Here is a 23796-nt window from a genome sequence, read left to right on the forward strand (position 1 = left end):
GTCATCGATAGAGGTGCGGGAACACCTCGTCGCGCAGGAACGCGTAGACCTCGCGATCCTGGCGCACGTGGCGGAAGTCGTCTTCGTTGTCGAACTGCACCACCGGGAGTTCGCGGATCTCCGGCATCCAACACGTGTGCAGCGTGTACGGCCAGGGCAGCATCTCGTGGCCCTTCCGCCGGAGCTTGCAGAGCGGCTTTCGCAGGCTCATCGCGTCGAAGATCCAGATCTCCTTGCTCGTGTCGGTGAACACGTTGCAGATCAGGAAATCGCGACCCTCGGTGCCGGGCACGAATTGCGGAGAGATGATCACCGCGCCCGGAGGCATCTTGCAGAAGTCGACGACTCGATTCCGCACGGTGTCGAATCGGCAGACCGTCGCCGCGGTGCCGCCGCTCTTCGCGAGCTCGAGCATCTTCTTCGGCGTGACGATCGGGCTCGGACGCTTCGAGTAGAGATCGAAGACGAGCTGCGAGAGCAGGCTCGGGATGAACCCGTGCGCGTAGAAGAACACGCACGCATCGATCTCTCTCTGCGGCCTCGGTCCGTTGGGCTCGCCCGTGCCGCGCGTGACCGGCTTGCCGTCGCGCCACATCGGGAAGTCGGGCGCAGTGATCAGGCCGATGCCGAACGTGTGATCGAAGTTGTGCTCCGCAGTCTTGCGCCGGACGATCCCCGTCTTCGGATCGAGCTGCAGGCACGCGAAGTCGTTGAGATCCATCGGCGCCGAGAGGCCACCGATCGCCTCGCGCGGGATCTTCCGCGTCGGGTCGACCTGCTGCAGATCGCTGTCGGTCACGAACTCCGCCGCATCGCTCGAGCGCTGATCCGCGACGTGCATGACGATGCGACCGTCGTGGAGCTCGTAGTTCGTGAAGAAGTGGACGATCTCGCCGTCGAGCGAGCCCGAGACGACGCGCACCTCGTCCACGCCCGCGCGCAGATCCGCGCGCTTCACGATGTACACGGGAGTCGGCCGCGGCTGCGGCTTCGAGAGCCAGCCGCGGAGCGCACGCTCGAGGTCCGCGTCACCGCCCGCGAGCCGCGACCAGAGCTGATCGACTTCGAACTTGAACCCCGTGTCGACCACGAGGATGTAGTCCTTCGTGAGGCCCACTTGATGCGACGAGTGGAGGATCTCGATCGGATTGCCGTCCTCGTCGACGAGCTTCCATTTGTCGACCTTCCCGGCGTCGTCCACGCGCATCACGTACGTCGCGCGCTTCGGCCGATCGGCGACGATCATGCTGTGGAGCAGATCGATCGCGCGCCTCACGAGCTCGACGCGGCGCCCGAGATCGACCGGACCGAACCGGCCCAGCCCTTCCATCTCGAGCCCGTCGAGCAGCGCGAGCATCTCGAGCGGATTGCCCACCGGCAGATCGAAGGGCCCGAAGCTCGGAAGCCACTGCAGCAGTCGCCGCAGCAGCGTCTCCGCGTCTCGGACGAAGTTGACGGTGAAGAGCTCGCGCGTGATCGGGTCGTACGCGGGATGCGCGCTCGAATTCGTGAACGGGAACGGATGATCGACCATCAACGTGCCCTTCCAATCGGCGTTGGTGCCGATCGGGCGCACGGTGCGGAGCGTCACCGGATCGATCTCGAAAGGGCGCCCCGCGTCGTACGTCGCGAGGAGCCGATGGGGATCACCGGCGTTCTTCGGCGGAATCGCGAGCAACGCAGTGTTCGCGAAATTGCGCCCGCCGAGATAGCTGATCGAGATGCGCGCGATTCCGTAATTCGCGAATCGCCAATCCTTGCGCGATTCGTCGTTCGCTAGGATCCGATCCGCGATGTGGCAGGGAGTCTCGATGGGACGCGACGAGAGCGTCACGTCACCGCCCTTCGCGCCGGGGAAACTGACGCGGAACACGAATCCGTCGCCGTTGAGGAATGGAGTGTTGTCCGAGCGCTGACTCGGGCTCTCGTGCTCCATGTCGCCCACGGCGGCATTCGCGAACACGTGGCCTTCGAGATCGCTCGGCAGCTGGCCTTCGAACACCTCGAGCGCTTCGTTCGCGACGGGCACGCGGCTCGAGATCAACGCCGTCTTCGGGAACCAGTACGTCATGGCAGGCTCCTCTCGAATACGGCATCACTATCCGATTCTTCTCCCTGTGAATAGAATCACCCTTCTGGGTGAGGAGCTCGTCGCGTACCTCCGCGCACCTCTCACTCGCGCTCACGACGGAATTGGCTCGGCCGTCCAGCGCTCGAGCGCGCGGCTGAGCGCTCCGAGTCGAGCCCGATGCCGCGGTGATCGTTGGTACTCTCCCGCGCCGATGAACGACGCCGACGGCATCGCGCGCGGGGCCCACCGCTGAGATGCGCGCGCGATCACTCGTCATCGTGATCGCGCTCCTGCTCGTCGCGACGATCGCGAGCGCGCAGGAGACGGGCGGCAGCTTCGGCGGCGGCGACTGGGGCGATCACGGCTCGCACGGCGGCGGCTCGTACGGTGGCGGCTCGTACGAAGGCGGCTCGTACGAACGCGGACGCGCGCCCAGCGGCGGTGGGCCAGGGACGCTCGAGTGGATGGAGCGCGAGCGCGAGCGTCGCGAGCGCGAAGAGCGCGAGCGTCGTGAGCGCGAGCGAGAGACGTTCGAGCCGCGCTCGGACGACGTGCCGCGATCGAGCGGAGGTCGTCGCACCAGCATCTCGTCGCGCAGCTGCTTCTTGTGCTTCGCGCCGTTGCTCGTCGGCGGGCTGATCCTCTGGGTGCTCGTGCAGTCGCGTCGCCACACCCGCGCGCTGCGCGACGACGAGACGACGTTCGCGGGATCGGGGCCGATCCCGCGCGCGCAATCGCCGCTCTGGAACGGCGTCGATCTCACGCAGCTGCGCCTCGTGATCGACTGGCGCGCGCGACGCTTCGTGCAGAGCGAGCTCGCGCGGATGGCGACGAGCGGTCGCACCGCGACGAAGGAGGGCCGCGCCGAGCTGCTCCACGCGACGGTGAGGCTCCTGCGCAGCGCGGAGCTCGCGTGGCTCTACGCGGGCGAGATGAGCTTCCGACCGATGTCGCCGCCTCAAGCACAGGGCGTGTTCATGCGCCTCGCGCAGAGCGCGCGCGCGAAGTTCACGACGGAGGTGGTGCGCGCGGAGGGCGCGACGGTGCGCACCGCCGAGCCCGGCGCGCTCCGCGCGAAGGAGCACGAAGGGCAGGGCGTCGTGCTGATCACGCTGATCGTCGCCGCGCGCCGCGAGATCCACGATGTCCGGCCGCACGACGCGGCCGACGTCGAGCGGCTGCTCGAGTCGCTCGAGCGCATCGGCGCGAGCGAGCTCGTCGCGTTCGAGGTGGTGTGGACCCCGGCGGCCGAGGACGATCGCATGAGCACCGCGGAGCTCGAGTCGATCCATCCCGACGTCGTGCGCATCGGCGGGATCGGCGGGCGCGTCTTCTGCGGGCACTGCGGCGGACCGTACGCGATCGAGATCGCGCGCTGTCCTCACTGCGGCGCGCCCAACGACGCGATGGTCAAGTCGACTTGACCATCACCCGCACCAGCCGCTCGCCGACCGATCGACGCCGGACGCGCAGAGGTCCTCGGGCGCCTGGGCGTAGTGCGCGTCGACGAACGCCTCGAGCGACTCTCGATCGAGGCACGTCGCGAGGTACACGTGCTCCCACGCGACCGCAGCGAGCGCGACGTCGAGCGTGGGATCGGGGACGATCACGAAGCGCGACGGCGTGTCGCCGGCGCGGCAGAGCGGATCGACGCGCGAGTCCGCGATCTCCTGCAGCGTCGCGACGAGGGCGTCGCACTCGTCGGGCTCGCAGCGATACGCGAGCACGATCGCGCCGTGCTCCATCGAGTGCACGAGGAAGCCCCACGGAACCGGCGCGTCGTAGGTGCCGAAGTCGGCCCACTGCGAGTAGTGGCGACCCGATGCCGGCGGATGGAACGGGTAGTCGATCTCCGTGCACGCGGTCTCGTGCGCGGCCGACGTCGCGGGCTCGCGCGCGGTCGTGACGCTGCACTCGGTGAAGGGCGCGAGCGGCGGCGCGCCGGGGTGGATCGTCTCCTCGTCGACGCGCACGGGCGTGCCCTCTTCGGGCGCGCACGCGAGGGCCAGGAGAGCAGCGAGCGAGGTGAGGACGGCGAGGCGCGACACGCCGCGAGGCTGACACGTCGCACGCCGGCGTGTCAGCGGCGGATCGTGAGGACGACTTTGCCGCGCGCGTGGCGGGTCTCGAGGTGCGCGTGCCCGTCGGCGATCGACTCGAGCGGGAGCACGCGATCGATCACCGGGCGCAGCGCGTCGGCGCGCGCCATCGACGCGATCGTGTCGAGGTCGCGGGCGCGCGAGCGCACGATGACGAGCCGCGCCTTCGGCGATGCGAGCGCGGTGCGCGCGACGTCGAGGAAGAGCGTGCGCGAGGGCACCGTCGAGACGTACGTGCCGCGCGGGGTGAGGCCACGGCGCGCCCACGCGAAGCTGCGGTTCCCGTAGACGTCGACGATCGCGTCGTAGCGCGTGCCCTGCGTGAAGGGCTCGCCGGGATCGTCGTAGGTGAGCGTCACGTCGGCGCCGAGCGACGCGCAGCGCTCGAGGTTGTGCGCGCCCGAGGTGGTGGTCACGTGCGCGCCGAGCGCCTTCGCGATCTGGATCGCGTGCACGCCGACGCCGCCCGATGCGCCGTGGAGGAGCACGCGATCACCGCGGCGGATCTGCGCGACGTCACGCAGCGCTTGCAGCGCGGTGGACGCGGCGAGCGGGAGCGCTGCGGCCTCGACGAACGAGAGGCCCTCGGGAGCGGGCGCGCACTGGTCGGCGCGGAGGGTCACGAGCTCGGCGCAGGTGCGCCCGCGGAAGCCGTCGAGCATGCCGAAGACGCGCTCACCGACGCTGCGGTCGTGAACGCGAGGCCCGACGGCTTCGATCACACCCGCGACGTCGAAGCCCGAGCCCATCGGGAAGTGAGCCCCGCTCAGCACGCGATAGCGACCCTTTCGGATCAGCACGTCCTTGGGGTTCAGCGCGGCGGCCTCGACGCGCACGAGGACCTCACGGGCGCGCGGTCGCGGCGGCGGGAGGTCTTGGATCGAGAGCACGTCGGGGGGCCCGAAGCGATGGTGGACGGCGGCGCGCATCGAGCGAGAGCGTGCCCGACCCGGCATGTCGCGGGAGGCATGGATGCTATGCATGCAGGGCATGGAGACGCTGCGGGACGCGGAGGTGTTGATCGCGATCGTCGACGCGGGGAGCATCTCGGCGGCGGCGCGGAGGCGGGGCATCACGCAGCCGGCGCTGAGCCGCGCGGTGGCGCGTGTGGAGGGGCGGCTCGGGGTGACGCTGCTCGATCGCAGCTCGCGCACGCTGCGCCTGACCGAGGCGGGCGCGCGGTTCGTCGAGGGCGCGCGGCAGTTGCTGCGCGACGCGCGCGCGCTCGAGGCGACGACGTCGGCGCTCGGAGGGAGGCTCGGCGGTACGCTGCGGGTGAGCGTGCCGCCGGCGCTGGGACGACGGCGCTTGGTGGCGCCGATCCTCGCGTGGAGCCGCGCGCATCGGAGCGTGAGGCTCGAGCTGATCCTCGAGCCGCGCTTGGTGGATCTCGCGGCGGAGCGCGTGGACGTGGCGGTGCGGCTCGGGTCGCTGCCGGACTCGAGCCTCGTGGCGCGGCGGCTCGGGAGCTACGAGCACGTGCTCGTGGCCGCGCCTTCGTATCTCGCGGCGCGGGGGACGCCGCGCGCGCCGGACGAGCTCGATCAGCACGCGCTGCTCGCGATGAGCACGGTGGGCCCGAACACGACGTGGCCGTTCGCGCGAGGGCGGCAGCGGCGCGCGATCGTGGTGCGTCCGACGTTCACGACGAACGACGGAGAGGCGCTCGTCGCGGCGGCGGTCGCGGGGCTGGGGGTGACGGTGGTGTCGGACTTCTTGGTCGACGACGCGCTTGCGTGTGGGGCGCTGGTGAGCGTGTTGCCCGAGTGGTCGTTGCCGAGCGCGCCGATCACGGCGCTGACGACGCGCGCAGCGTCGACGCAGCCGCACGTGCGGTCGCTGCTCGCGCATCTGACGCGGCGGCGCGTGCGTGGGGGGTGAGGTCGCGGCTGCGGGGTGCGAGGGGTGTGCCGGAGGGTCGGGGGGCGCGGGGGGCGAAAAATGCGGGGAAAACCTCAACCACGGTCGGTTCGAGGGTGGCGGGCGCCTGGCGGCCGCCTGGCGGGCGTCAGGCGCGGTGTCGCTCGGGGCTCAACCACGGTCGGCTCGAGGCGCGACCCCGCCACACGGCGAGATTCGCGAATTCCGGCCGAAGACGCGCGAAAAACTCAACCACGGTCGGTCCGAGGACCCCGCGTCTCAGGTCCAGTCGAACACCAGCGTCGCGCCGTACGCCACCGCCGTCGTCACCGCGAACCCGGCGTGCACGGTCCGCATCACGCGCGAGAAGTCCTGCTGCGAGCCCTCGTCGATCCCGAGCACTCCGGGGTACGCGGAGATCAGCCCCGCGAGCGGGAGCAGCAGCATGCCCGCCACGTGCACCGCGGTGAGCGCGTCGTAGAGCCACTGCGGCGCGTCGTCCTGCTCGGGCATCATCGCGCCGGTGACGATCGCCGCCGTGTAGAGCGTCGTCGTCGTCACACCTGCGATCCCGTGCAGCGTGCTGAGGTGCTCGCAGCCGTACTCGAACCCGAAGACCGGATCGCCCTGGGCGTCGTTGCACTGGCCGTCGCTGAAGACCGTCTCCTGGTTGTACGCGGTGATCACGCCCAGCGCCGCGGTGAGCGCGAACGACGCCGCGGTGCCGATCTGCAGCGCGAGATGCACGTCGCGCAGCGTCGGATCGACCGCCGGCTCGACCGGCATGCTCGCCTCGAGCGTCGCCTGCTCGATCGCGACGTCGCGCGGTGTCGCCACGCCTCGCTCGGCTTCGGGGGTGTCCTGAGCGCGCGCGGCGCACGGCGCCACGAGGACGAGCGCGAGCCCGATCGAGCAGAGTGCACGCATGAACGACAGCGTGGTCGCGCCGCGCGATGCACCCAGTCGCGCGACGGAGACGTGCCTTCCGCGCCACGAGCCCGCGGCGCGATCGTTCGTTCGAGCGCGCCACGAGCTCGGATCGATCAGGCCTCGCCGACCTTGCCCTTCACGCCCTTCTTCTTCAGCGCCGACTGCGCCGCCGCGAGGCGCGCGACCGGCACGCGGAAGGGCGAGCAGCTCACGTAGTCGAGCCCGACGTCGGCGCAGAACGCGATCGAGCGCGGGTCACCGCCGTGCTCGCCGCAGATGCCGATCTTCATGCCCGGCCGCTGCTTGCGCCCGTTCTCCGTCGCGAGCTTCACGAGCTGCCCCACGCCCTCGACGTCGAGCGTCTGGAACGGATCGTCCTGCAGCACGCCCTGCGCGAGGTACTTCGGCAGGAAGCTCGCGATGTCGTCGCGCGAGAAGCCGAGCGTCATCTGCGTGAGATCGTTCGTGCCGAAGCTGAAGAACTCGGCGTCCTCCGCGATCTCAGCGGCGCGCAGCGCCGCGCGCGGCACCTCGATCATCGTGCCGACCTTGAACTCGACGCGCATGCCCTGCTCGCGGAAGACGTCCTCCGCGACGCGCAGCACGATCGCCTTCTGGTTCGCGAGCTCGGTCTTGTGCCCGACGAGCGGCACCATGATCTCCGGGAGGACCTTCTTGCCCTCCTTGGTCACCGAGCACGCGGCCTCGAGGATCGCGCGCGCCTGCATCTCGGTGATCTCGGGGTGCGTGATGCCGAGACGACATCCGCGGTGACCGAGCATCGGGTTCGCCTCGCCGAGCGACGCGACGCGCGAGCGCAGCCGCTCGACGTTGACGCCCATCACCCTCGCGAGCTCGTCCTGCTGCACGCGCTCGTGCGGCAGGAACTCGTGGAGCGGCGGATCGAGCAGACGGATCGTGACCGGCAGGCCCTCCATCACGCGGAAGATCCCGACGAAGTCCTCGCGCTGATGCGGCAGCAGCTTCGCGAGCGCCTTCTTCCGCGCGTCGACGGTGTCCGCGAGGATCATCTCGCGCATCGCCTGGATGCGGCTCTCCTCGAAGAACATGTGCTCGGTGCGCACGAGCCCGATGCCCTCCGCGCCGAAGTCGCGCGCGACCTTCGCGTCCTTCGGCGTGTCGGCGTTCGTGCGGACCTTGAGCGTGCGGACCTCGTCGACCCACGCCATGAACGTCGCGAGCTCACCGCTCACCAGCGCGTCGGCGAGCGCGGCCTTGCCCTCGATCACCTCGCCGGTCGTGCCGTTGAGGCTGATCCAGTCGCCTTCCTTCACGACGCGATCGCCGCTCTTCAGCGTCTTCGCGCGATAGTCGATCTGCAGCTCGCCGACGCCCGCGACGCACGGCTTGCCCCAGCCGCGCGCGACGACCGCCGCGTGGCTCGTCATGCCGCCGCGCGTCGTGAGCACGCCTTCCGCGGCGTGCATGCCGGCGACGTCCTCGGGGCTCGTCTCGATGCGCGCGAGGATCACCTTCTCGCCGCGAGACTTCCATTCCTCCGCGACGTCCGCGTCGAAGACGATGCGACCGACCGCCGCGCCGGGCGATGCGTTGAGGCCCTTCGCGAGCACCTTGCCCGCCTTGCGGTAGCCGTTCTCGTCCGCGAAGTGCGGGTGCAGCAGCTGGTCGACGTGCGTCGGCTCGACGAGGTTCGCGATCGCCTCTTCCTTCGTGACGAGGCCCTCGGCGACGAGATCGACGGCGACCTTCACCGCGGCCGCGCCGGTGCGCTTTCCGTGGCGCGTCTGGAGCAGGAAGAGCTTGCTCTCCTGCACCGTGAACTCGATGTCCTGGACGTTCTTGAAGTGGCGCTCGAGGCGCTGCGCCATCTCGACGAGCTGTCCGTGGATCTCCGGCATCTTGTCGCGCAGCGTCGAGATCGGGAGCGGCGTGCGCGTGCCCGCGACGACGTCCTCGCCCTGCGCGTCGATGAGGTACTCGCCGTAGAGCTCCTTCGCGCCGGTCGCGGGGTTGCGCGTGAAGCACACGCCCGTGCCGCTGGTCTGGCCCATGTTGCCGAAGACCATCGCCTGCACGTTGACCGCGGTCCCGAGCAGACCGCGGATCTGCTGCACCTCGCGGTACTTCACCGCGCGCTCGCTCATCCACGAGCGGAACACCGCGAGGATCGCGCGCTCGAGCTGCACCCGCGGCTCGCTCGGGAAGTCCTGACCGAGCTGATCGCGATAGACCTTCTTGAAGCGGTTCACGAGCTCGTGGAGATCGTCCGCGGTGAGCTCCTGATCGGTCTTCGCGCCGCGCTCGTGCTTGAGCGCGTCCATCGCGTCCTCGAACGCGCTGCGCTTCGCGTCCATGACGACGTCGGCGAACATCTGGATGAAGCGCCGGTACGCGTCCCACGCGAAGCGCGGGTTGTTGGTGCGCTTGGCGAGGCCCTCGGCGACGGCGTCGTTCATGCCGAGGTTGAGCACCGTGTCCATCATGCCCGGCATCGAGACCGCGGCGCCCGAGCGCACAGAGACGAGCAGCGGGCGCGTCGAGTCGCCGAACTTGAGCTCCATCTTCGCCTCGACCTCGGCGAGCGCGGCGTCGATCTCCGGCCACAGCTGCTTCGGGAGCTCGCCGTGGTGCTCGCTCACGTCCTTGCACACCGCGGTGCTGATCGTGAACCCGGGCGGGACTGGAAGCCCCGCGGCCGCCATCTCCGCGAGGTTCGCGCCCTTGCCGCCGAGGAGGTCCTTCATCTGCGCGCGGCCATCGGTCGCGCTCACACCGAAGCGATAGACGAGACGGGTCATGACGGGGCGATAGATTAGTCGCGGTTGAGAAAAACCCCAGTCGATCGTTCCACTTGCCGCGGCCGCAGTCGCGATTCAGCAACTCCGCCGTGAGCGACGACGGCGATACGAGGGTGGAGCGCGACGAGGACCTGTCGGGCGGCGGTGACGACGACCTGCCCCCGGAGGTCGAGGTGCCCTGGGAGCGTCTGAGCCCGGCGGCGCTCCGCGGGGTGATCGAGGAATTCGTCACGCGCGAGGGCACCGAGTACGGCGAGCGCGACGTGGACCTCGAGACGAAGGTCGCGCAGGTGAAGCAGCAGCTCGAGCGCGGCGAGGTGGTGGTGCTCTTCGACGCGAAGGCGCAGAGCGTGAACCTGGTGCGCGCGCGAGATCTGCGCGGACGGAGATAGAATCGGTCGCATGCGAATGATGCGATTGGCCGTGCTCCCAGCGCTCGCGGCGAGCCTCGGTTGCGCCGCGGAGGCGGCGTCCCACGAGCCGCTCGTCTGCGACGATGCACGCGCGGGCGAGGTGGCGTTCGGATATCAGATCGCAGGTGCCGTGTTCGTCCCGCGCGGCGCGCAGCGCTACGGCCAGCGGTACTTGATCGTCGACGGCAGCTGCCGGTTCTTCGTCGCGTCGTTCACGTCGGGGAACCTCGGTGAGGTGCGCACGGGCGTGCTCACCGCCGAGGAGCTCGACGCGATCAACGACGAGCTGATGACCGGACCGTGGACGAGCGTCGACGGCGAAGAGGCGAGCGATCAGGTCGGCGCTGACGCGCCGACCGAGTCGATCTGGCGCGACGAGCTCGGCACGAGCTGCTTCGCGTCGTGCAACCGTCCTTCCGATGCGCTCGCGCCGATGCTCTCGAGCGCGCGCGAGTGGCTCGATCGACTCGTCGATCGAGCCGTGCCGATGGACGGGCCGGTCATCGCCGAGGTGTCGCGCGCGACGGATCAGAGCGGCGACGTCGAGCCCTGGACGGGCACGACGTCGTGGATGGACGCGCTCGGCGAAGCGGACCGCGGCGAGGTGCGGGTCGACGATCCCGACGATGCCACGCGGTTGCGCGCGCTGCGTGCCGCTGCGCCTCCTGGTGCGTACCACGCGCAATTCCGGGTGCGCGAGGGCGACGTGGTGCTGGACGTGACCGTCGTCGACGTCATGCCGCACGTGGACGCGGAAGGGCGGCTCGGACCGCCCTTCTGAGTCGGCGCTCGGACGCGACGGAGCTGGATCCGCTCTGCTGCGCGGACTACCGTCGCGCGCGAGATGAGCCAGCGCGCGAAGAAGAAGGACGCGGAGCGCGAGGTCGCGCCTGCGACGATGACGACGAGCCCACCTGCGCGACGCACCGCGATGGGCGTGATCGATCTCGTTCTCGGCGTCTTGTTCGTGCTCGGCGTGTGGGCGTTCCTGCCGGTGCGGTGGTGGCCGGTGGACGTCGGCGCGACGGCGATCGGCGCGGGGTTCGTGGTGAGCGGTGTGCTGCTCTTGCGCGGGCACGCGCTCGCGGAGCGCGTCGCGAAGATCGTCGCGGGCGTGACGCTCGCGATCGGCATCGTCGTGATCGCGGCGCTCGCCTACACGATCGGGAGCTTGTACGGGCTCTACGGGCCGGTGGGGCAGGGCGGCGCGGTGCTGCTCCTCGTCGCGTTGGTGCTGCTGGTGCCGTACCTCGTCGTCTTCCCGGCGGCGCAGGTCTACTTCCTCCTTCCGCGCGCGCGATGACGCAGCGACGTTTCGTGCAGGGCGTGCTCGCGGCGCTGGTCGTCGCGCTGCTCGCGGGGGTGATCGGTGCGCTGCGCACGCGCATCGACGAGCGCTCGCGGCCGGACGACGACGCAGCGCGGTGGGCGCTCGCGTCGCTCGATGCGCGAAGGCTCGGCGCGCCGATCGGAGAGGCGCCGGCGAGCGCGGGCGCGTGGCGCGGGGACGTGATCGTGACCGCGTGGCATCGCGCGGTGCCGGTGACGCGGCACGTCGAGGAGAACGTGTCGCTCGAGCGCGCGATCACGCGCGCGGGGGAGCTCTTCGCGACGGATGATCGCGTGACGCGCCTCGATGGATGGACGAGCGCGGACGACGATCGCGTGCGCTTCACGATCGAGTGCGTGCTCGGCGAGGGGCCGATCCTCCCGGCGATCCCCGCGGTGCGCGAGCTCGGGCTGGTGCCGCTGCGCGAAGGGCTGGTCGCTCGGCTGGGCGAGCGCGTTGCGTACCTCACGCCGGAGCAGCTGCGCGCGCAGCGTTCGTACGACCTCGGTGTGCGCACGCCGCTCGCGGAGCTCTCGTTCGGCGCGCCGATGCACGCGCTGATCGAGCAGCTCGCGGCCGAGCTCGAGAGCGATGGCGACGAGGTGCAGGCGCGCGGTGAGGTGCGTCGCTTCCGATCGCACACGATCGCGGAGTCGACGTATCCGGATCCTCGCTCGTCGCGTGAGCTGGTCGACGAGGAGACGTTGCGTCGTGCGTCGGTCGAGGGCGCGCAGTTCCTGCTGCGACACCAGCGCTACGACGGCGCGTGGACGTACGTCTACGACGCGACGACGGACCGGCCCCGGCGCGAGGCGTACAACCTTCCGCGGCACGCCGGGACTGCGTACTTCGTGGCGCAGGTGGACCGACTGCACGGCATGCCGGAGGCGCGTGAGGGCGCGCTGCGCGCGCTGTCGTGGATCGAGCGGTACGCGATGCGGCGCTGCGGAGGCAATCCGTGCATCGAGTCGCACGGGCGCGTGGAGGTGGGCTCGGCGGCGCTCACGGTGATCGCCGCATCGGAGATCCACGCGAAGGAGCCGCACCCGGTCACGCAGCGGCTGCTCGAGGGGCTGACCGCGTTCTTGCGCGCGCAGCAGCGCGACGACGGCGAGCTGATGCACGAGTACGACCTCGAGGCGCAGCGCCCGATCGACGTGCAGCACATGTACTACAGCGGCGAGGCGGCGTTCGCGCTGCTGCGCGCGCACGAGGTGCTCGGCGACGAGCGCGATCTCGAGGCTGCGCGGCGCTTGATGGCGCACCTGACGGGCGCGGGGTGGAGCTTCCTCGGGAGCCGCTACTACTACGGCGAAGAGCACTGGACGTGCATCGCGGCGGGTGAGGCGCGCGGGCGCGCGGACAGCGACGAGGCGATCGACTTCTGTCGGCGTTGGCTCGAGTGGAACGAGCACCTGCAGTATCGCGAGGGCGAGACGCCGTGGAACGTCGAGGGCGGGTATGGCGTCGGACCGCTCTTGTTGCCGCGGCTGACGCCGGTGGGGTCGCGGACCGAGGCGTTCATCAACACGTACTTGCTGCTGCGTCACCACGGGCGGGACACGTCGCGCGCGAGGGCGGTGGTGGAGCGCGGGCTGGGGCAGCTGCTGCGGTGGCGGTGGGCGCCGGGGCCGACGCATCTGTTCGCGCGGCCGGAGCGGGCGCTGGGCGGGATGCCGGGGTCGCAGGTGGACCTGACGTCGCGCAACGACTTCGTGCAGCACGCGGGGAGCGCTTGGATTCGGTGGGCGGAGGTGCTGCGGGAGGAGCGGGAGCGGGAGTGATTGGACCGGGGGAGGGCTCCAGCACGGGCGGTTCTGGGCCGCGGAATTGTTGGGGAAAACCTCAACCACGGTTGTTTGTCGAGCACCGCGGGTGCTGCCCAGTGCTCCCGAATAGCGACGTCTCGTCGCGGAGCCGGCGACCTCCAGACCTCAACCACGGTCGGCGCCGAGCGCGCCTGGACGCGGTCCTCCGTGTCCCCGCTCGCAGACGCTCGAACCTCAACCACGGTCGGTTCCCGGGGCCCCCGAACCGGGTCCTCCTAGTCGCCGGTCGCAGACGCTCGAACCTCAACCACGGTCGGTTCCCGGCGTCCCCGAACCGGGTCGTCCTCGTCCCCGGTCGCAGACGCCTGAACCTCAACCACGGTCGGTTCCCGGCGCCCCCGAACCGGGTCGTCCTCGTCCCCGCTCGCAGACGCTGAAACTCAACCCCGGTCGGTCCCAGCGCCCCCGAACGGCGCCATCCCCCGAGTCCCCGGCAGGCCCACCTCACACGTCGATCCGTCGCAACAGCGCGTCGTAGGTCACCTCGCAGCGCCGCGTCGCACCACCCACGTTCGCCTCGTAGCTCCGCACGCCCTGCCCGGTGAACCGATCCCGATCCCGCCGCACCGTGAACCGCGACACCGGCCGATTCGGCCCCGACGATCCCGTCAGGAACGCCTCCCCGCTGATCGCGTCATCGCTGCCCACCGTAATCGTCCACGTCGACCAGTACGGCGAGTCCGGCGTCCGCATGCGCATCGAACGACTTCCCGGCACGCCATCGATCGGCGCGACGAACGACGTCACGTACCCCGTCCGCTCGTCGTCCCCACAGCTCGCCGTCCGCGTGCGCGTCTGAAACACGTAGAGCCCCGGCCCGAGCACCGTCTGCTCACCACCGCCCTGCGCATCCGCCCGCGCCCACCCGAGCACGATCCCGAGCGCCACCGCGATCACGATCCTCCTCACGCCCACCTCCAAGAATTCACTGACTCCCGCGTCACGATACTGTCGCACCGCCGTCACCTCGACGTACCATCGCGCGCGATGCGCCGACTCGCTCTCTTCGCTTCGCTCCTCCTCGCGCTGACCGCCTGCGGCGGCGACGACGACTCCGCGCCGCTCGACGCGAGCATCCCCGAAGACGCGTTCGACCCACACATGGGCCTGCGCCTCCCGCGCTGCGAGGACACCGACCCCGCGCCCGAGACGCCGCTCCCCCACGTCGCGAGCACGCTCGTCAGCACGCTCGTCCCGCACGTCGATCGCCAAGCGCGCTCCGGTCCGCGCAACCCCGCGCAAGAGGTCGGCGAGACGATGTACCGCGACCTCGACTACCACCTCGTCGACGTCGGCCCCGGCCAGCCGCACCTCACGCGCACCGATCTCGGCGCCAACACCACTGCGACCACCGAGCGCCGCTCGCTCGCATGGTTCGCGCACCTCTCCGACTTCCAGCTCGTCGACGACGAGTCCCCGACGCGCCTCGCGCGCATCGACAACGCCTCGATCCCCGGCGGCCTCCGCGCGCAAGAGGCCTATCTCCCGCGCGCCGTCTCGGCGATGAGCCGCACCCTCGCGCGCGTCGAGCGCGAAGAGCGCCCCTACGACTTCGCCATCGTCACCGGCGACTGCGCCGACAGCGCGCAGCAGAACGAGATCCAGTGGGTCATCGATCTGATGAACGGCACGCCCGGCCTCCACACCGACTCGGGCGACGACGACGATCCCGTCCCCGGCGAGGCCAACGACCCGAAGGACCCCTTCGACCCCACGCCGTTCCCCGCGCCCTGGCTCTTCGTGCCCGGCAACCACGACGTCGAGGTCGTCGGCGTCTCCGCGCCCAACGATCGCCTGCGCGAGACCGCGCTCGGCGTCGACGCGCCGAGCGGCACGCGCGACTACCGCCAGTGGTACGCGCCGGTCACGTCCGGTCCGATCCCCGCCGATCCCGATCGCGCGATCGTCGATCGCGACGACATCGTCGAGATGCTGCGCGCCGCGACCTCGAGCGGCCCGCACGGCCCCGCGGGCCACGGCTATCCCGCGACGGGCGAGGTCGACACGTCGCTCGGCGCGAACTGGACGTACGACGCGATCCCCGGCCTGCTGCGCATCCTCTCGATCGACACCAGCGATCTCACCGGCGGCTCGAAGGGCATGATCCGCCGCCCGACCGTCGATGGCTGGCTCATCCCCGAGCTCGATCGCGCCGTCGCGGACGGCGTGCTCGTGATGCTCGCGTCGCATCACTCGACCACGTCGATCGATCGCGTCGTCGGCGAGGTCGGCGGCGACGAGGTCGAGGACGCGCTCACGCCCGAGGAGATCGAAGCGCTCGTCGCGTCGCGCGCCGAGGTCATCGCGTGGCTCGTCGGGCACACCCACGACAACCGCGTGCGCGCCGTGCCCGGTCCCGACGCCGCGCACCCCGGCTACTGGGAGATCATGACGAGCGCGATCGCCGACTATCCGTCGCAGGCGCGCATGATCGAGCTCGTCGACAACGCGGACGGCACGCTCTCGATCTTCGCGACGATCGTCGACTACGACACCGACGACTGCATGGAGCGTCGCTTCCGCGCGCTCACGCAGATGGAGTGGGTCGCCGCGTGGGTCGACGACGTCAGCCGCGACGCGGAGGACGGCAACGTGCAGCTCGTCCGCGCAGTCCCCGCGAGCGCGCAGGCCGCGGTCACCGCCGCGCGCGCCACGGCGCCCTCGCGCATCGAGAGCCTCACGACGCTCGCCGAGTAGTGGCCCCGCGGTGGCGTCGAGCTCATAATCAGCCACGAGGCGGCCGAGATATTCTGGCACTGAGTGTCAGAATATCTTGACACTCAGTGCCACTTTCGTCAGATCCTCGGCGTGACCGAGGACCCGCCCGTCGACGAGCCCCAGCGCGAGAAGAACCGCTCCGAGCGTCGCGCGGCGCTCGTCTCCGCCGCGTACGCGCTGTTCGCCGAGCGTGGCTACGCCGCGACCACGATGGACGACGTCGCGCAGGCCGCGGGGCTCTCGCGGCGCACCGCGTTCCGCTACTTCGCGACCAAGGAAGCGCTGGTCTTCCCCGAGCGCGACGATCGCCTCGTGCTGCTCGCCGACGCGCTCGTCGCGCGCGAGCACGAGACGCCGTTCGAGACCGTGCGTCGCGCCTGCCTCGCGCTCGCGCGCCGCTACCAGGACGAGCGCGATCGCATGCTCGCGCAGCACCGCCTCGTGCAGTCCGAGCCCGCGCTGATCGGGCGCGAGCTCCAGCTCGATCGTGCGTTCGAGGAGCAGCTCGAGCAGGCGTTCGCGCGCGGCGAGCGCGACACCTCGCGCGGCAAGCGTCGCGCCCGAGTGCGTGCATCCGCGGTGATCGGCGCGGTGCGCGCGAGCCTTCGCGAGTGGCTCGAGGGCGGTGCGAGCACGGACCTCGTGCGGCTCGGTCGCGAGACGTTCGCCGAGCTCGAGCAGGGCTTCGGAGGAGGGGGAGAGCAGTGAAGATTCCGTCGACCGGCCGCAGCAGCGGCGAGATCATCGAGGCGCTCGAGAACTACCGCGAGCGCGACGTGCCATGGCGCGAGGGGCGCGCGTTCGGCTACGTGTTCGACGCGAAGCACGACGCGCTCGATCTCGGCAAGCGCGCGTACCTGATGTTCCTCTCGGAGAACGGCCTCGACCCCACGTCGTTCCCGAGCCTCCTGCGCCTCGAGAACGAGGTCGTGCGCATGTGCGCGACCCACGTGCACGGCGACGAGCGCGTCGTCGGCAACTTCACGAGCGGCGGCACCGAGTCGATCATGCTCGCGGTCAAAGCGGCGCGTGATCGCGCGCGCGTGCTGCGCCCCGAGCTCACGCGACCGCAGATGCTCGTGCCCGTCACCGCGCACGCTGCGTTCCACAAGGCCGCGCACTACCTCGACGTCGAGATCGTCGCGTTCCAGGTCGATCCCACGACGTTCCGCGCCGACGTCTCCGCCGCGCGCGCCGCGATCACCGATCGCACGATCATGCTCGTCGGCTCCGCTCCGTCGTACGCGCACGGCGTGATCGATCCGATCGAGGCGCTCGCCGCGCTCGCGGTCGAGCACGACCTCTGGATGCACGTCGACGGATGCATGGGCGGGCTCCTGCTGCCGTACCTCGAGCGGCTCGGTGACACCGTCCCGCGCTTCGACTTCCGGGTGCCGGGTGTGTCGAGCCTCTCGATGGACCTGCACAAGTACGGCTACTGCCCGAAGGGCGCGAGCGTCGTGCTCTATCGCGATCGCTCGCTGCGCAAGCACCAGCTCTACGCGTGCAGCGAGTGGACGGGCTACACGATCGTCAACGCGACGATCCAGAGCAGCAAGAGCGGCGGCCCGCTCGCCGGCGCGTGGGCGACGATGATGCGCATGGGCGACGACGGCTATCTGCGCATCGCGAAGGAGATGCGCGACGCGACGCGCCGCTACGCCGAGGGCATCGACGCGATCCCCGGGCTGCGCGTGATGGCCGAGCCCGACATGACGCTGATCGCGTTCACGAGCGACGAGGTGCCGATCTTCGTGATCGCCGACCTCATGAAGAAGCGCGGCTGGTACGTGCAGCCGCAGCTCGGGTTCGCGGGGCATCGCGAGAACCTGCACCTCTCGATCACCCACGCGAACGTGCCGCACGTCGACGCGTTCCTCGTCGATCTGCGTGCGTGTGTCGACGAAGCGCGCGCGCTGCCGAACGGCGACGGCGCGATGGTCGCGGGCATCGCACAGGCCGCGGCCTCGATCGATCCCGCGACGCTCGACGAGGCGACGTTCGCGCAGCTGCTCGCGGCCGCTGGCACCTCGGTCGGAGTCCCCGAGGAGAGCGCGTCGATCAACACCATCCTCCAGGCGCTCCCGCGCCCGCTCACCAAGGCGATCCTCATCCACTACGTGAACCAGCTCTTCGCATGACGACGCCGCTGATCCGCGAGTGGGCCGACCTGCGCGGCCCCGACATCGCCGCGCTCGATCGCGCGCGCACCGTCGTGATCCTGTCGTGCTCGCCGCTCGAGGTGCACGGTCCGCATCTTCCCGTGCAAGCCGATCTGCGCGAGGCCGAGGGGCTCGTCGCGCGCACCGCCGAGCTGCTCCACGCGAAGCACCCCGAGATGACGTTCGTGCGCCTGCCCTGGGTGTGGATGGCGGCGGACGTGTTGCCGCACGTCGGCTCGATCAAGTTCCGCCCCGAGACCGTCGCGCAGGTGCTCGCGGAGATCGGCGAGAGCCTCGGGCGACAGGGCTTCCGCCACGTCTGGGTCGGCAGCTTCCACGGCGGTCCGCGCCACATCCTCGCGCTCGAGAAGGGCGCTCACGACGCGCACCGTCGCACCGGCGTCGGGATGGTTTCCGTCTTTTCGTTGCTGGTCAAACGATTGACGGGAGGCAGCTCGGATCTCGCGACGCTGCTCGGTGGCATCGGCGGCATCACGCGCGAGGAGCTGAAGGGCGACTCGCACGGCGGGCTCGTGGAGACGTCGCTCCTGCTGCACCTCGTCGGACAGCACGTCGACCCCGCGTATCGCTCGCTGCCGCCGCGCTCGATCGAGCTCGACCTCGTCGAGCGCGGTCTGCCTCCGATGCAGAAGGGCGAGAAGGCGACGTTCGTCGAGCTGCTGCGCAGCCTGCCGCTCAAGCAGCAGTACTACGAGCGCGAGACGTACGCGGGCGCGCCCGCGAGGGCGAGCGCGGAGCTCGGCGCGCAGTACCTCGACGTGCTCGCGACCGAAGCGGCAGCCGCGCTCTCCGAGCTCTGGACCGGACGCATCGGCCCGGCGGACTGCCACTCTCCGCTCTGGCCGCTCCGTCACCTGCTGATGAACGACACGTTCGGCCGCGTGTTCGATCGCGTCGTGCGCACGCGCGAGTCACCGGTCTGACTCGCGCGCGCGCTTCACACGCCGCCCGCGACGGAACGACCGGCACCGTCGTTCCATCGCACGAGGATCCAGTACGTCTTTCCGAGCAACGCGCGCTTCATGTGCACGCGGACCTGCCGCGGTCTCATCTTGTAGTCGAACACGTAGTCGAAGACCGCGCTGGGGCCGCCCTTCACGAGCTCGAGGAAGCGCCCGTAGAACTCGGGGCGACGCGTGCACGGCGCGACCTCGTCGAAGAAGAGCCGCCCGATCACGCTCTCGACGGCACGCCCACTGAGCTTCGACTCGGTCGCGTTGTACTGCAGGATGCGCCCGTTCGCGTCGAGCTCGATCGCGCCGAACGGCAGCTCGTCGAGCTGCGACGGCGGGAGCTTCGCGAGCACGTTCGCGACGTCGTCCTGGTCGAAGCTCAGTCTCGTGAACTCCATCGTCGTCCCTCCGCTCGACGAGCGCTCGGGCTCGTTCCTTCAGGGCAGCATCACGGTGTCGATCACGTGGACCACGCCGTTGGTCACGACGATGTCGGCGATCACGATCTCCGCGCCGTCGACCGTCGCAGGAGGACCCGGCACGAACGGGATGTCCGCGCCGTTCAGCGTCTCCAGGCCGGTCGCGGTGGTGGGCAGCTCCGTCGAGAGCACGGGCGAGTCGAAGCTGTCCGTGCTCAGCACGTGATAGAGGAGCACGTCGCGCAGGGTGTCGGCGTCAGGCGTGGGGCTCAGCGCGGCGAACGCATCGTTCGTCGGCGCGAACACCGTGTACGGCGCGTCGGCCGCCAGCGCGTCGGCGACGCTGGTGCCGCCCGGCAGATCGGCCGCTGCCTCGACCGCGCCGAGCAATCCCGTGAGCCCCGCCGCGCTCGCGGCTTGCACGACGTTCATCGGCGTGATCACCGCGTCGACGACGTGGACGACGCCGTTCGTCGCACGCAGGTCCGCGATGACCACCTCGGCCGCGCCGTTGATCACGACACCGTCGCCGTCGTCGAAGAGCAGCGTGAGCGGGTCACCGTACGAGCTCTCGGCGAGCGACGACGCGCGCGCGGGGATCGCGCTCGACGCGACGCTCCCCGACACGACGTGATGGAGCAACACCGTGGTGAGCGCGCCGCCGGAGGGCAGCGCGCCGAGCGCGCTGAACGCCGCGTTCGTGGGCGCGAACACCGTGAACGGACCGGCCGCCTCGAGATCGTCGACGAGCTCCTGCGACGCGAGCGCGCCCGCGAGCGTGGTGAGGCCCGCGTATCGCGCGACGTCCGCGACGGTCGGCGGGACCAGCACGCGATCGATCACGTGGATGACTCCGTTGCTCGCAGCGATGTCCGCGGTCGTCACGTTCGCTCCGCCGTCGACGCCGTTGCCGCCGTTGATCGTGACCGTCGCGCCGGTGCCGACGAACACCGGCAACGTCGACACCGTCGTCGCGGGACCGTCCTCCAGCTCGCTCGACGTCACCGTGCCGCTCAGCGCGTGATAGGTGAGGATGCCCGCGAGCGTCTCGGGGCCGAGCGCCTCGACCGCCGCGATCGCTGCCGCCTCGTCCGCGACGTCGAGGAGCGCGACGAACGCTGCGTCGGTCGGCGCGAACACGGTGAACTCCGCAGTGCCCGAGAGCGTATCGACGAGCCCGGCGCGCGACGCCGCGGCGACGAGCACGTCGAAGTCGTCGCTCGCTGCTGCGATGTCCGCGATCGTGTCGCCGCTGCCCGCGTCGGTGCCCGCGTCGGCTCGGCCCGCGTCGGAGTCTCCGCCGCCGTCGTCGTCACCGCACGCCCAGAGCCCTCCGAGCACGAGGGCCAGCAGCGCGGCCCTCGGCGCTCGCTTCGAAAGCAGAAGCGTCATGTTCGTTTCCTCCCGCCGGGCGTCGTCCGCCCCGCGTGCACGGGGCATTGGATCGACGCCGATGCGGGTCAAGACTGTGTCCAGATAAAATCTGGACAGTCGGCGATCGATACGGAAACTGACGTGGCACCGCCGTACGCGTACAGCCGCTCGAGCGGCTGCGCGCGTCATCGGTCTGGCGCCGTCGACGCCGCCGTGCTTTTTGCGCGGGCGCTACTGCGGCGAGAGCGTCATGCGCTCGTGCTCGCCGGCCTCGATGTCGCTGCGCCGGAACCGCAGCGGCCGGTACACGTTCTCGATCCAGTCCGTGTGCAGGTCGCTCCAGTGCGCGCTCTCGGGGTCACCGCTGACACCGCGCGGCACGTTCACGAACGCCTCCGGCGTGCCGTCGTCACCGAAGGTCGCGACGAGCCGGTAGATCGATCCGCTGCTCGCCTCGAGGCGCTCGCGCGGCGCGTCGCCGTCGCCGAAGAAGTCGGTGACCGACACGTTCACCGTGCCCTCGGCGCCGTCGGTCGCGACCCAGCCACCATCGAGCCGCTCGCCGTAGAGCGACGGGAAGCGCGTGCCGTGCACGTCGCCCCAGGTGTACGAGCCTCCGGGGAACCGCTCGGCGAGCCACGCCGCGGTCTCGTCGAGCGCGCGCACCACCGACACGCTTCGCGCCTCGCCGGCGAAGAAGCTCTCGCTGTCGGGCGCGCGCCCGCGCAGCACGTTCGACAGCCACTTGAAGATGAACGCGCTCGACTCGCTCATCACCGCGTCGAACACGATCGTCATGTCGTCGGCGAGCACGCGCTGCGCGAGGAAGTACGAGAACGCGTTGAGCACCACCGCTTCGCTCGAGGTGCGCTCCATGCGGCGATCCCACGCGGCGAGCGACACGACGAGCGCGTCGAGGTCGTCGCGACCGCGCCACTCCGCGAGCGCGTCGTCGGTCTCGACCGTCGCCCAGACCTCTTCGAGCACCGGCACGAGATCGTCCGCGATGATCGAGTGCGTGTCGTCCTGCAGGACCTGCATGTCCTCGACCGTCACGTCGCCGCGCGCGATCAGCCGCTCGAGCTCCTGCTCGATGCGCGCCGCGCGCAGGCCGGGATCGTAGAGCACGCCGAAGTACCAGGGATCGGTGTCGACGCGACCGTCCGCGACGAACCCGAAGGGATCGTTGTTCGCGGAGGTGATCCAGCCGCGCGCGCCGCCGGTGCTGCTCGGCATTCGCGCGCGATCGAGCCAACGATCGCGCCAGAACGTCGACGCGTCGTCGCCGTCGGAGAGCGCCCACGGGCGTCGCGCGCCGATCACACCGCGGTCGGGCACGAGCGGCTGCGAGTGGTACCGGATGCCGTTCGCGTCGGCGAAGACGAAGTTGAAGTAGCCGAGCTCCACACCCTCGACCGCCGCGGCGAACTCGTCGGTGTCGCGCGCGGTGCCGAACCCGAAGAATCCTTCGAATTCGTGGGTCACTCGCAGGCCCGTCCAGTTGACGAGGAGACGACGCCCCGGGCGCCCGAGCGGCAGCGGCGAGAGGCCGCTCGGCAGCAGCACGCCGTGGCCCGGCACGTCCTCCACGACGTACTCGACCGTGTTCGCGCCCGCGACCGCGATGGTCTCGGTGCGCGTGACGATCGCGACCTCCTCGTCGCCGATCATCACGCCGCCGCCCGGGCCGATCGCGACGTCCCACACGTCCATGTTGTCCGGGTACGTCGTCGTCGCGGTCCACGCGACGTGTCGGTTGTGACCGAGCTGCACCCCGGGTGAGCCCACGAAGTTGAAGCCCACCACGTCGAGCGCGCCGCCGGCGTCCGCGCTGTTCATGTGGTGCAGCCAGAAGAGCGAGGGCGACTGCAGCGGCTGGTGCGGGTCGCCCGCGATCAGCGGCCGTCCGTTCGCGGTGTGGCGACCGTCGAGCGCCCAGTTGTTGCTCCCGCCGCTGCGGAAGTCGGCCATCGTCGACTGGAAGCGCGCGATGCGCTCGAGCGCGTCGGGCGGCAGCGCGCGCGGCGTGCGCGGCGCGCTCGGACGCACGATCGCGCGCGCGGTCGCAGGGCGCTCGTCGGGCGGCATCACGTACGCATCGCGGATCGGCAGGAGCAGACCGAGCCGCCCGTCGAGCTCCGGCAGGTACTCGTCGAGGATCGCGCTGAGGATGCTCGACTCGAGCTGGTTCGCGTTCCCGAAGAGCACGAGCTTGCCGAACGCGAACGCATCGACGGGCGTCCACTCCTCGGGCTCGTAGCCGAGCTCTTCGAACTCGGGCGGCAGCTGCGATCGATCCGCGAGCACCTCGCGGATGCGCGCGTTCACGCCCTCGGTCCACGCCTGCACCAGCGCCCAGCGCTCCGGGTCGTCGCGGAAGAGCGCGGCCTCGTTGGTGCGCGCCCAGCGCGGCAGATCGAAGAGCCGCGAGAGCTCGTCCTCGTCGACGTACGACTCACCGAGCACCTCGGCGCGACGACCGAGCGCGCGCCGGCGGTTGAGGTCCATCTGCAGCAGGCGATCGAACGCCTGCATGTAGCCCGACGCGTAGAACGCATCGCGATCGCTCTGCGCGTAGACGTGCGCGACGCCCATGTCGTCGCGCAGGATCGCGACCTCGTCGTCGAGCCCCGCGAACGTCGGCCGCTCGTCGGGCGTGCATCCGGGGAGCAGCGGATCGGCGTCGCACTGCGCTTCGGTGGGCGGCGCGACGCGCGTGTCGTCACCGCAGCCGCCGAGCAGCGCGAGCGCCAGAGCGAACCGAGCGATCGAATGGCGTTCCACCAGGACCTCCACGGGCACGCAAGTGACCGACGGTCAGCGTACGAGATCGCCTG

19 protein-coding genes are annotated in these 23796 nt (G+C 70.5%); 10 read left to right on the forward strand and 9 right to left on the reverse strand.

Going from position 1 to position 23796, the window contains the following annotated elements; genetic code table 11:
- Position 1: 1 nt before the first annotated feature.
- Positions 2 to 2071 (reverse strand): carotenoid oxygenase family protein, encoded by a 2070-nt coding sequence (locus tag DB32_RS03020; protein ID WP_053230908.1) that lies wholly within the window; start codon positions 2069 to 2071, stop codon positions 2 to 4.
- A gap of 254 nt (positions 2072 to 2325) precedes the next feature.
- Between DB32_RS03020 and DB32_RS03025 the strand changes: the two genes are divergently transcribed.
- Positions 2326 to 3495 (forward strand): DUF1517 domain-containing protein, encoded by a 1170-nt coding sequence (locus DB32_RS03025; RefSeq protein WP_053230909.1) that lies wholly within the window; start codon positions 2326 to 2328, stop codon positions 3493 to 3495.
- Positions 3496 to 3498: 3 nt separating this feature from the next.
- Here the strand turns inward: DB32_RS03025 and DB32_RS03030 are convergent, their stop codons facing one another.
- Positions 3499 to 4119 carry a DUF3105 domain-containing protein gene (locus tag DB32_RS03030; protein WP_053230910.1) on the reverse strand — a complete coding sequence of 207 codons (621 nt, stop codon included), beginning with the start codon at positions 4117 to 4119 and terminating at the stop codon, positions 3499 to 3501.
- 32 nt (positions 4120 to 4151) lie between these two features.
- Positions 4152 to 5099, reverse strand: coding sequence for an NAD(P)-dependent alcohol dehydrogenase (locus tag DB32_RS03035; RefSeq protein WP_053230911.1), 948 nt, complete (start codon positions 5097 to 5099; stop codon positions 4152 to 4154).
- A 61-nt stretch (positions 5100 to 5160) separates the two neighbouring features.
- Here DB32_RS03035 and DB32_RS03040 point away from each other — a divergent pair, with 61 nt between their 5' ends.
- A complete protein-coding gene (locus DB32_RS03040; RefSeq protein ID WP_053230912.1) occupies positions 5161 to 6051 on the forward strand; it encodes a LysR family transcriptional regulator in 891 nt (296 codons plus the stop codon).
- Between the two features lie 258 nt (positions 6052 to 6309).
- Here DB32_RS03040 and DB32_RS03045 read toward each other — a convergent pair whose 3' ends face one another.
- Positions 6310 to 6957, reverse strand: a complete 648-nt coding sequence (locus DB32_RS03045) for a hypothetical protein (protein ID WP_053230913.1) — start codon at positions 6955 to 6957, stop codon at positions 6310 to 6312.
- A 116-nt stretch (positions 6958 to 7073) separates the two neighbouring features.
- Positions 7074 to 9740 (reverse strand): pyruvate, phosphate dikinase, encoded by a 2667-nt coding sequence (gene ppdK / locus DB32_RS03050; RefSeq protein ID WP_053230914.1) that lies wholly within the window; start codon positions 9738 to 9740, stop codon positions 7074 to 7076.
- Between the two features lie 89 nt (positions 9741 to 9829).
- On the opposite strand from ppdK, the gene DB32_RS03055 reads away from it, so the two are divergent.
- From DB32_RS03055 to DB32_RS03070, 4 genes are all read left to right on the forward strand, one after another.
- Positions 9830 to 10132, forward strand: coding sequence for a YheU family protein (locus tag DB32_RS03055; RefSeq protein ID WP_205627017.1), 303 nt, complete (start codon positions 9830 to 9832; stop codon positions 10130 to 10132).
- Between the two features lie 10 nt (positions 10133 to 10142).
- Positions 10143 to 10934 carry a hypothetical protein gene (locus DB32_RS03060; RefSeq protein ID WP_157068662.1) on the forward strand — a complete coding sequence of 264 codons (792 nt, stop codon included), beginning with the start codon at positions 10143 to 10145 and terminating at the stop codon, positions 10932 to 10934.
- Positions 10935 to 10997: 63 nt separating this feature from the next.
- Complete coding sequence (locus DB32_RS03065) at positions 10998 to 11456, forward strand: hypothetical protein (RefSeq protein WP_053230916.1); 459 nt, start codon at positions 10998 to 11000, stop codon at positions 11454 to 11456.
- The gene (locus DB32_RS03070) at positions 11453 to 13267 is read left to right on the forward strand and encodes a prenyltransferase/squalene oxidase repeat-containing protein (protein WP_053230917.1); all 1815 of its coding nucleotides are present in this window, start codon (positions 11453 to 11455) and stop codon (positions 13265 to 13267) included. The genes DB32_RS03065 and DB32_RS03070 overlap by 4 nt, the downstream gene beginning before the upstream one ends.
- A gap of 489 nt (positions 13268 to 13756) precedes the next feature.
- On the opposite strand, the gene DB32_RS03075 is transcribed toward DB32_RS03070, so the two are convergent.
- Positions 13757 to 14221, reverse strand: a complete 465-nt coding sequence (locus DB32_RS03075) for a hypothetical protein (RefSeq protein WP_157068663.1) — start codon at positions 14219 to 14221, stop codon at positions 13757 to 13759.
- A 78-nt stretch (positions 14222 to 14299) separates the two neighbouring features.
- On the opposite strand from DB32_RS03075, the gene DB32_RS03080 reads away from it, so the two are divergent.
- The 4 genes from DB32_RS03080 (at position 14300) to DB32_RS03095 (ending at position 19136) form a co-directional block, all read left to right on the forward strand.
- Positions 14300 to 16009 carry a metallophosphoesterase gene (locus DB32_RS03080; RefSeq protein ID WP_053230919.1) on the forward strand — a complete coding sequence of 570 codons (1710 nt, stop codon included), beginning with the start codon at positions 14300 to 14302 and terminating at the stop codon, positions 16007 to 16009.
- Positions 16010 to 16072: 63 nt separating this feature from the next.
- Positions 16073 to 16738: a TetR family transcriptional regulator gene (locus DB32_RS03085; protein WP_083457112.1), complete on the forward strand. Its 666-nt coding sequence runs from the start codon at positions 16073 to 16075 to the stop codon at positions 16736 to 16738.
- The gene (locus tag DB32_RS03090; RefSeq protein WP_053230921.1) at positions 16735 to 18171 is read left to right on the forward strand and encodes a pyridoxal phosphate-dependent decarboxylase family protein; all 1437 of its coding nucleotides are present in this window, start codon (positions 16735 to 16737) and stop codon (positions 18169 to 18171) included. The genes DB32_RS03085 and DB32_RS03090 overlap by 4 nt, the downstream gene beginning before the upstream one ends.
- Positions 18168 to 19136, forward strand: coding sequence for a creatininase family protein (locus DB32_RS03095; protein ID WP_053230922.1), 969 nt, complete (start codon positions 18168 to 18170; stop codon positions 19134 to 19136). Before DB32_RS03090 ends, DB32_RS03095 begins: the two co-directional genes overlap by 4 nt.
- A 14-nt stretch (positions 19137 to 19150) precedes the next feature.
- Here DB32_RS03095 and pyp read toward each other — a convergent pair whose 3' ends face one another.
- The 3 genes from pyp to DB32_RS03110 all read right to left on the reverse strand — a co-directional run bounded on the left by pyp (position 19151) and on the right by DB32_RS03110 (position 23743).
- Positions 19151 to 19564: a photoactive yellow protein gene (gene pyp, locus DB32_RS03100; protein ID WP_053230923.1), complete on the reverse strand. Its 414-nt coding sequence runs from the start codon at positions 19562 to 19564 to the stop codon at positions 19151 to 19153.
- 39 nt (positions 19565 to 19603) lie between these two features.
- Positions 19604 to 20977 carry a fasciclin domain-containing protein gene (locus DB32_RS03105; protein ID WP_169791316.1) on the reverse strand — a complete coding sequence of 458 codons (1374 nt, stop codon included), beginning with the start codon at positions 20975 to 20977 and terminating at the stop codon, positions 19604 to 19606.
- A gap of 213 nt (positions 20978 to 21190) precedes the next feature.
- Complete coding sequence (locus DB32_RS03110) at positions 21191 to 23743, reverse strand: penicillin acylase family protein (RefSeq protein ID WP_157068664.1); 2553 nt, start codon at positions 23741 to 23743, stop codon at positions 21191 to 21193.
- Positions 23744 to 23796 lie beyond the last annotated feature (53 nt).

The sequence above is a fragment of the Sandaracinus amylolyticus genome (genome assembly GCF_000737325.1).
GTDB classification, from domain to species: Bacteria; Myxococcota_A; Polyangia; order Polyangiales; family Sandaracinaceae; genus Sandaracinus; species Sandaracinus amylolyticus.

Bases quoted from the DNA above. Each gene is read 5' to 3' on its own strand.
- DB32_RS03020 (WP_053230908.1), bottom strand. From the start codon at position 2,071: ATGACGTACTGGTTCCCGAAGACGGCGTTGATCTCGAGCCGCGTGCCC.
- DB32_RS03060 (WP_157068662.1), top strand. From the start codon at position 10,143: ATGCGAATGATGCGATTGGCCGTGCTCCCAGCGCTCGCGGCGAGCCTC.
- DB32_RS03040 (WP_053230912.1), top strand. From the start codon at position 5,161: ATGGAGACGCTGCGGGACGCGGAGGTGTTGATCGCGATCGTCGACGCG.
- DB32_RS03080 (WP_053230919.1), top strand. From the start codon at position 14,300: ATGCGCCGACTCGCTCTCTTCGCTTCGCTCCTCCTCGCGCTGACCGCC.
- DB32_RS03095 (WP_053230922.1), top strand. From the start codon at position 18,168: ATGACGACGCCGCTGATCCGCGAGTGGGCCGACCTGCGCGGCCCCGAC.
- DB32_RS03105 (WP_169791316.1), bottom strand. From the start codon at position 20,977: ATGACGCTTCTGCTTTCGAAGCGAGCGCCGAGGGCCGCGCTGCTGGCC.
- DB32_RS03070 (WP_053230917.1), top strand. From the start codon at position 11,453: ATGACGCAGCGACGTTTCGTGCAGGGCGTGCTCGCGGCGCTGGTCGTC.
- DB32_RS03035 (WP_053230911.1), bottom strand. From the start codon at position 5,099: ATGCGCGCCGCCGTCCACCATCGCTTCGGGCCCCCCGACGTGCTCTCG.
- pyp (WP_053230923.1), bottom strand. From the start codon at position 19,564: ATGGAGTTCACGAGACTGAGCTTCGACCAGGACGACGTCGCGAACGTG.
- ppdK (WP_053230914.1), bottom strand. From the start codon at position 9,740: ATGACCCGTCTCGTCTATCGCTTCGGTGTGAGCGCGACCGATGGCCGC.
- DB32_RS03045 (WP_053230913.1), bottom strand. From the start codon at position 6,957: ATGCGTGCACTCTGCTCGATCGGGCTCGCGCTCGTCCTCGTGGCGCCG.
- DB32_RS03025 (WP_053230909.1), top strand. From the start codon at position 2,326: ATGCGCGCGCGATCACTCGTCATCGTGATCGCGCTCCTGCTCGTCGCG.
- DB32_RS03065 (WP_053230916.1), top strand. From the start codon at position 10,998: ATGAGCCAGCGCGCGAAGAAGAAGGACGCGGAGCGCGAGGTCGCGCCT.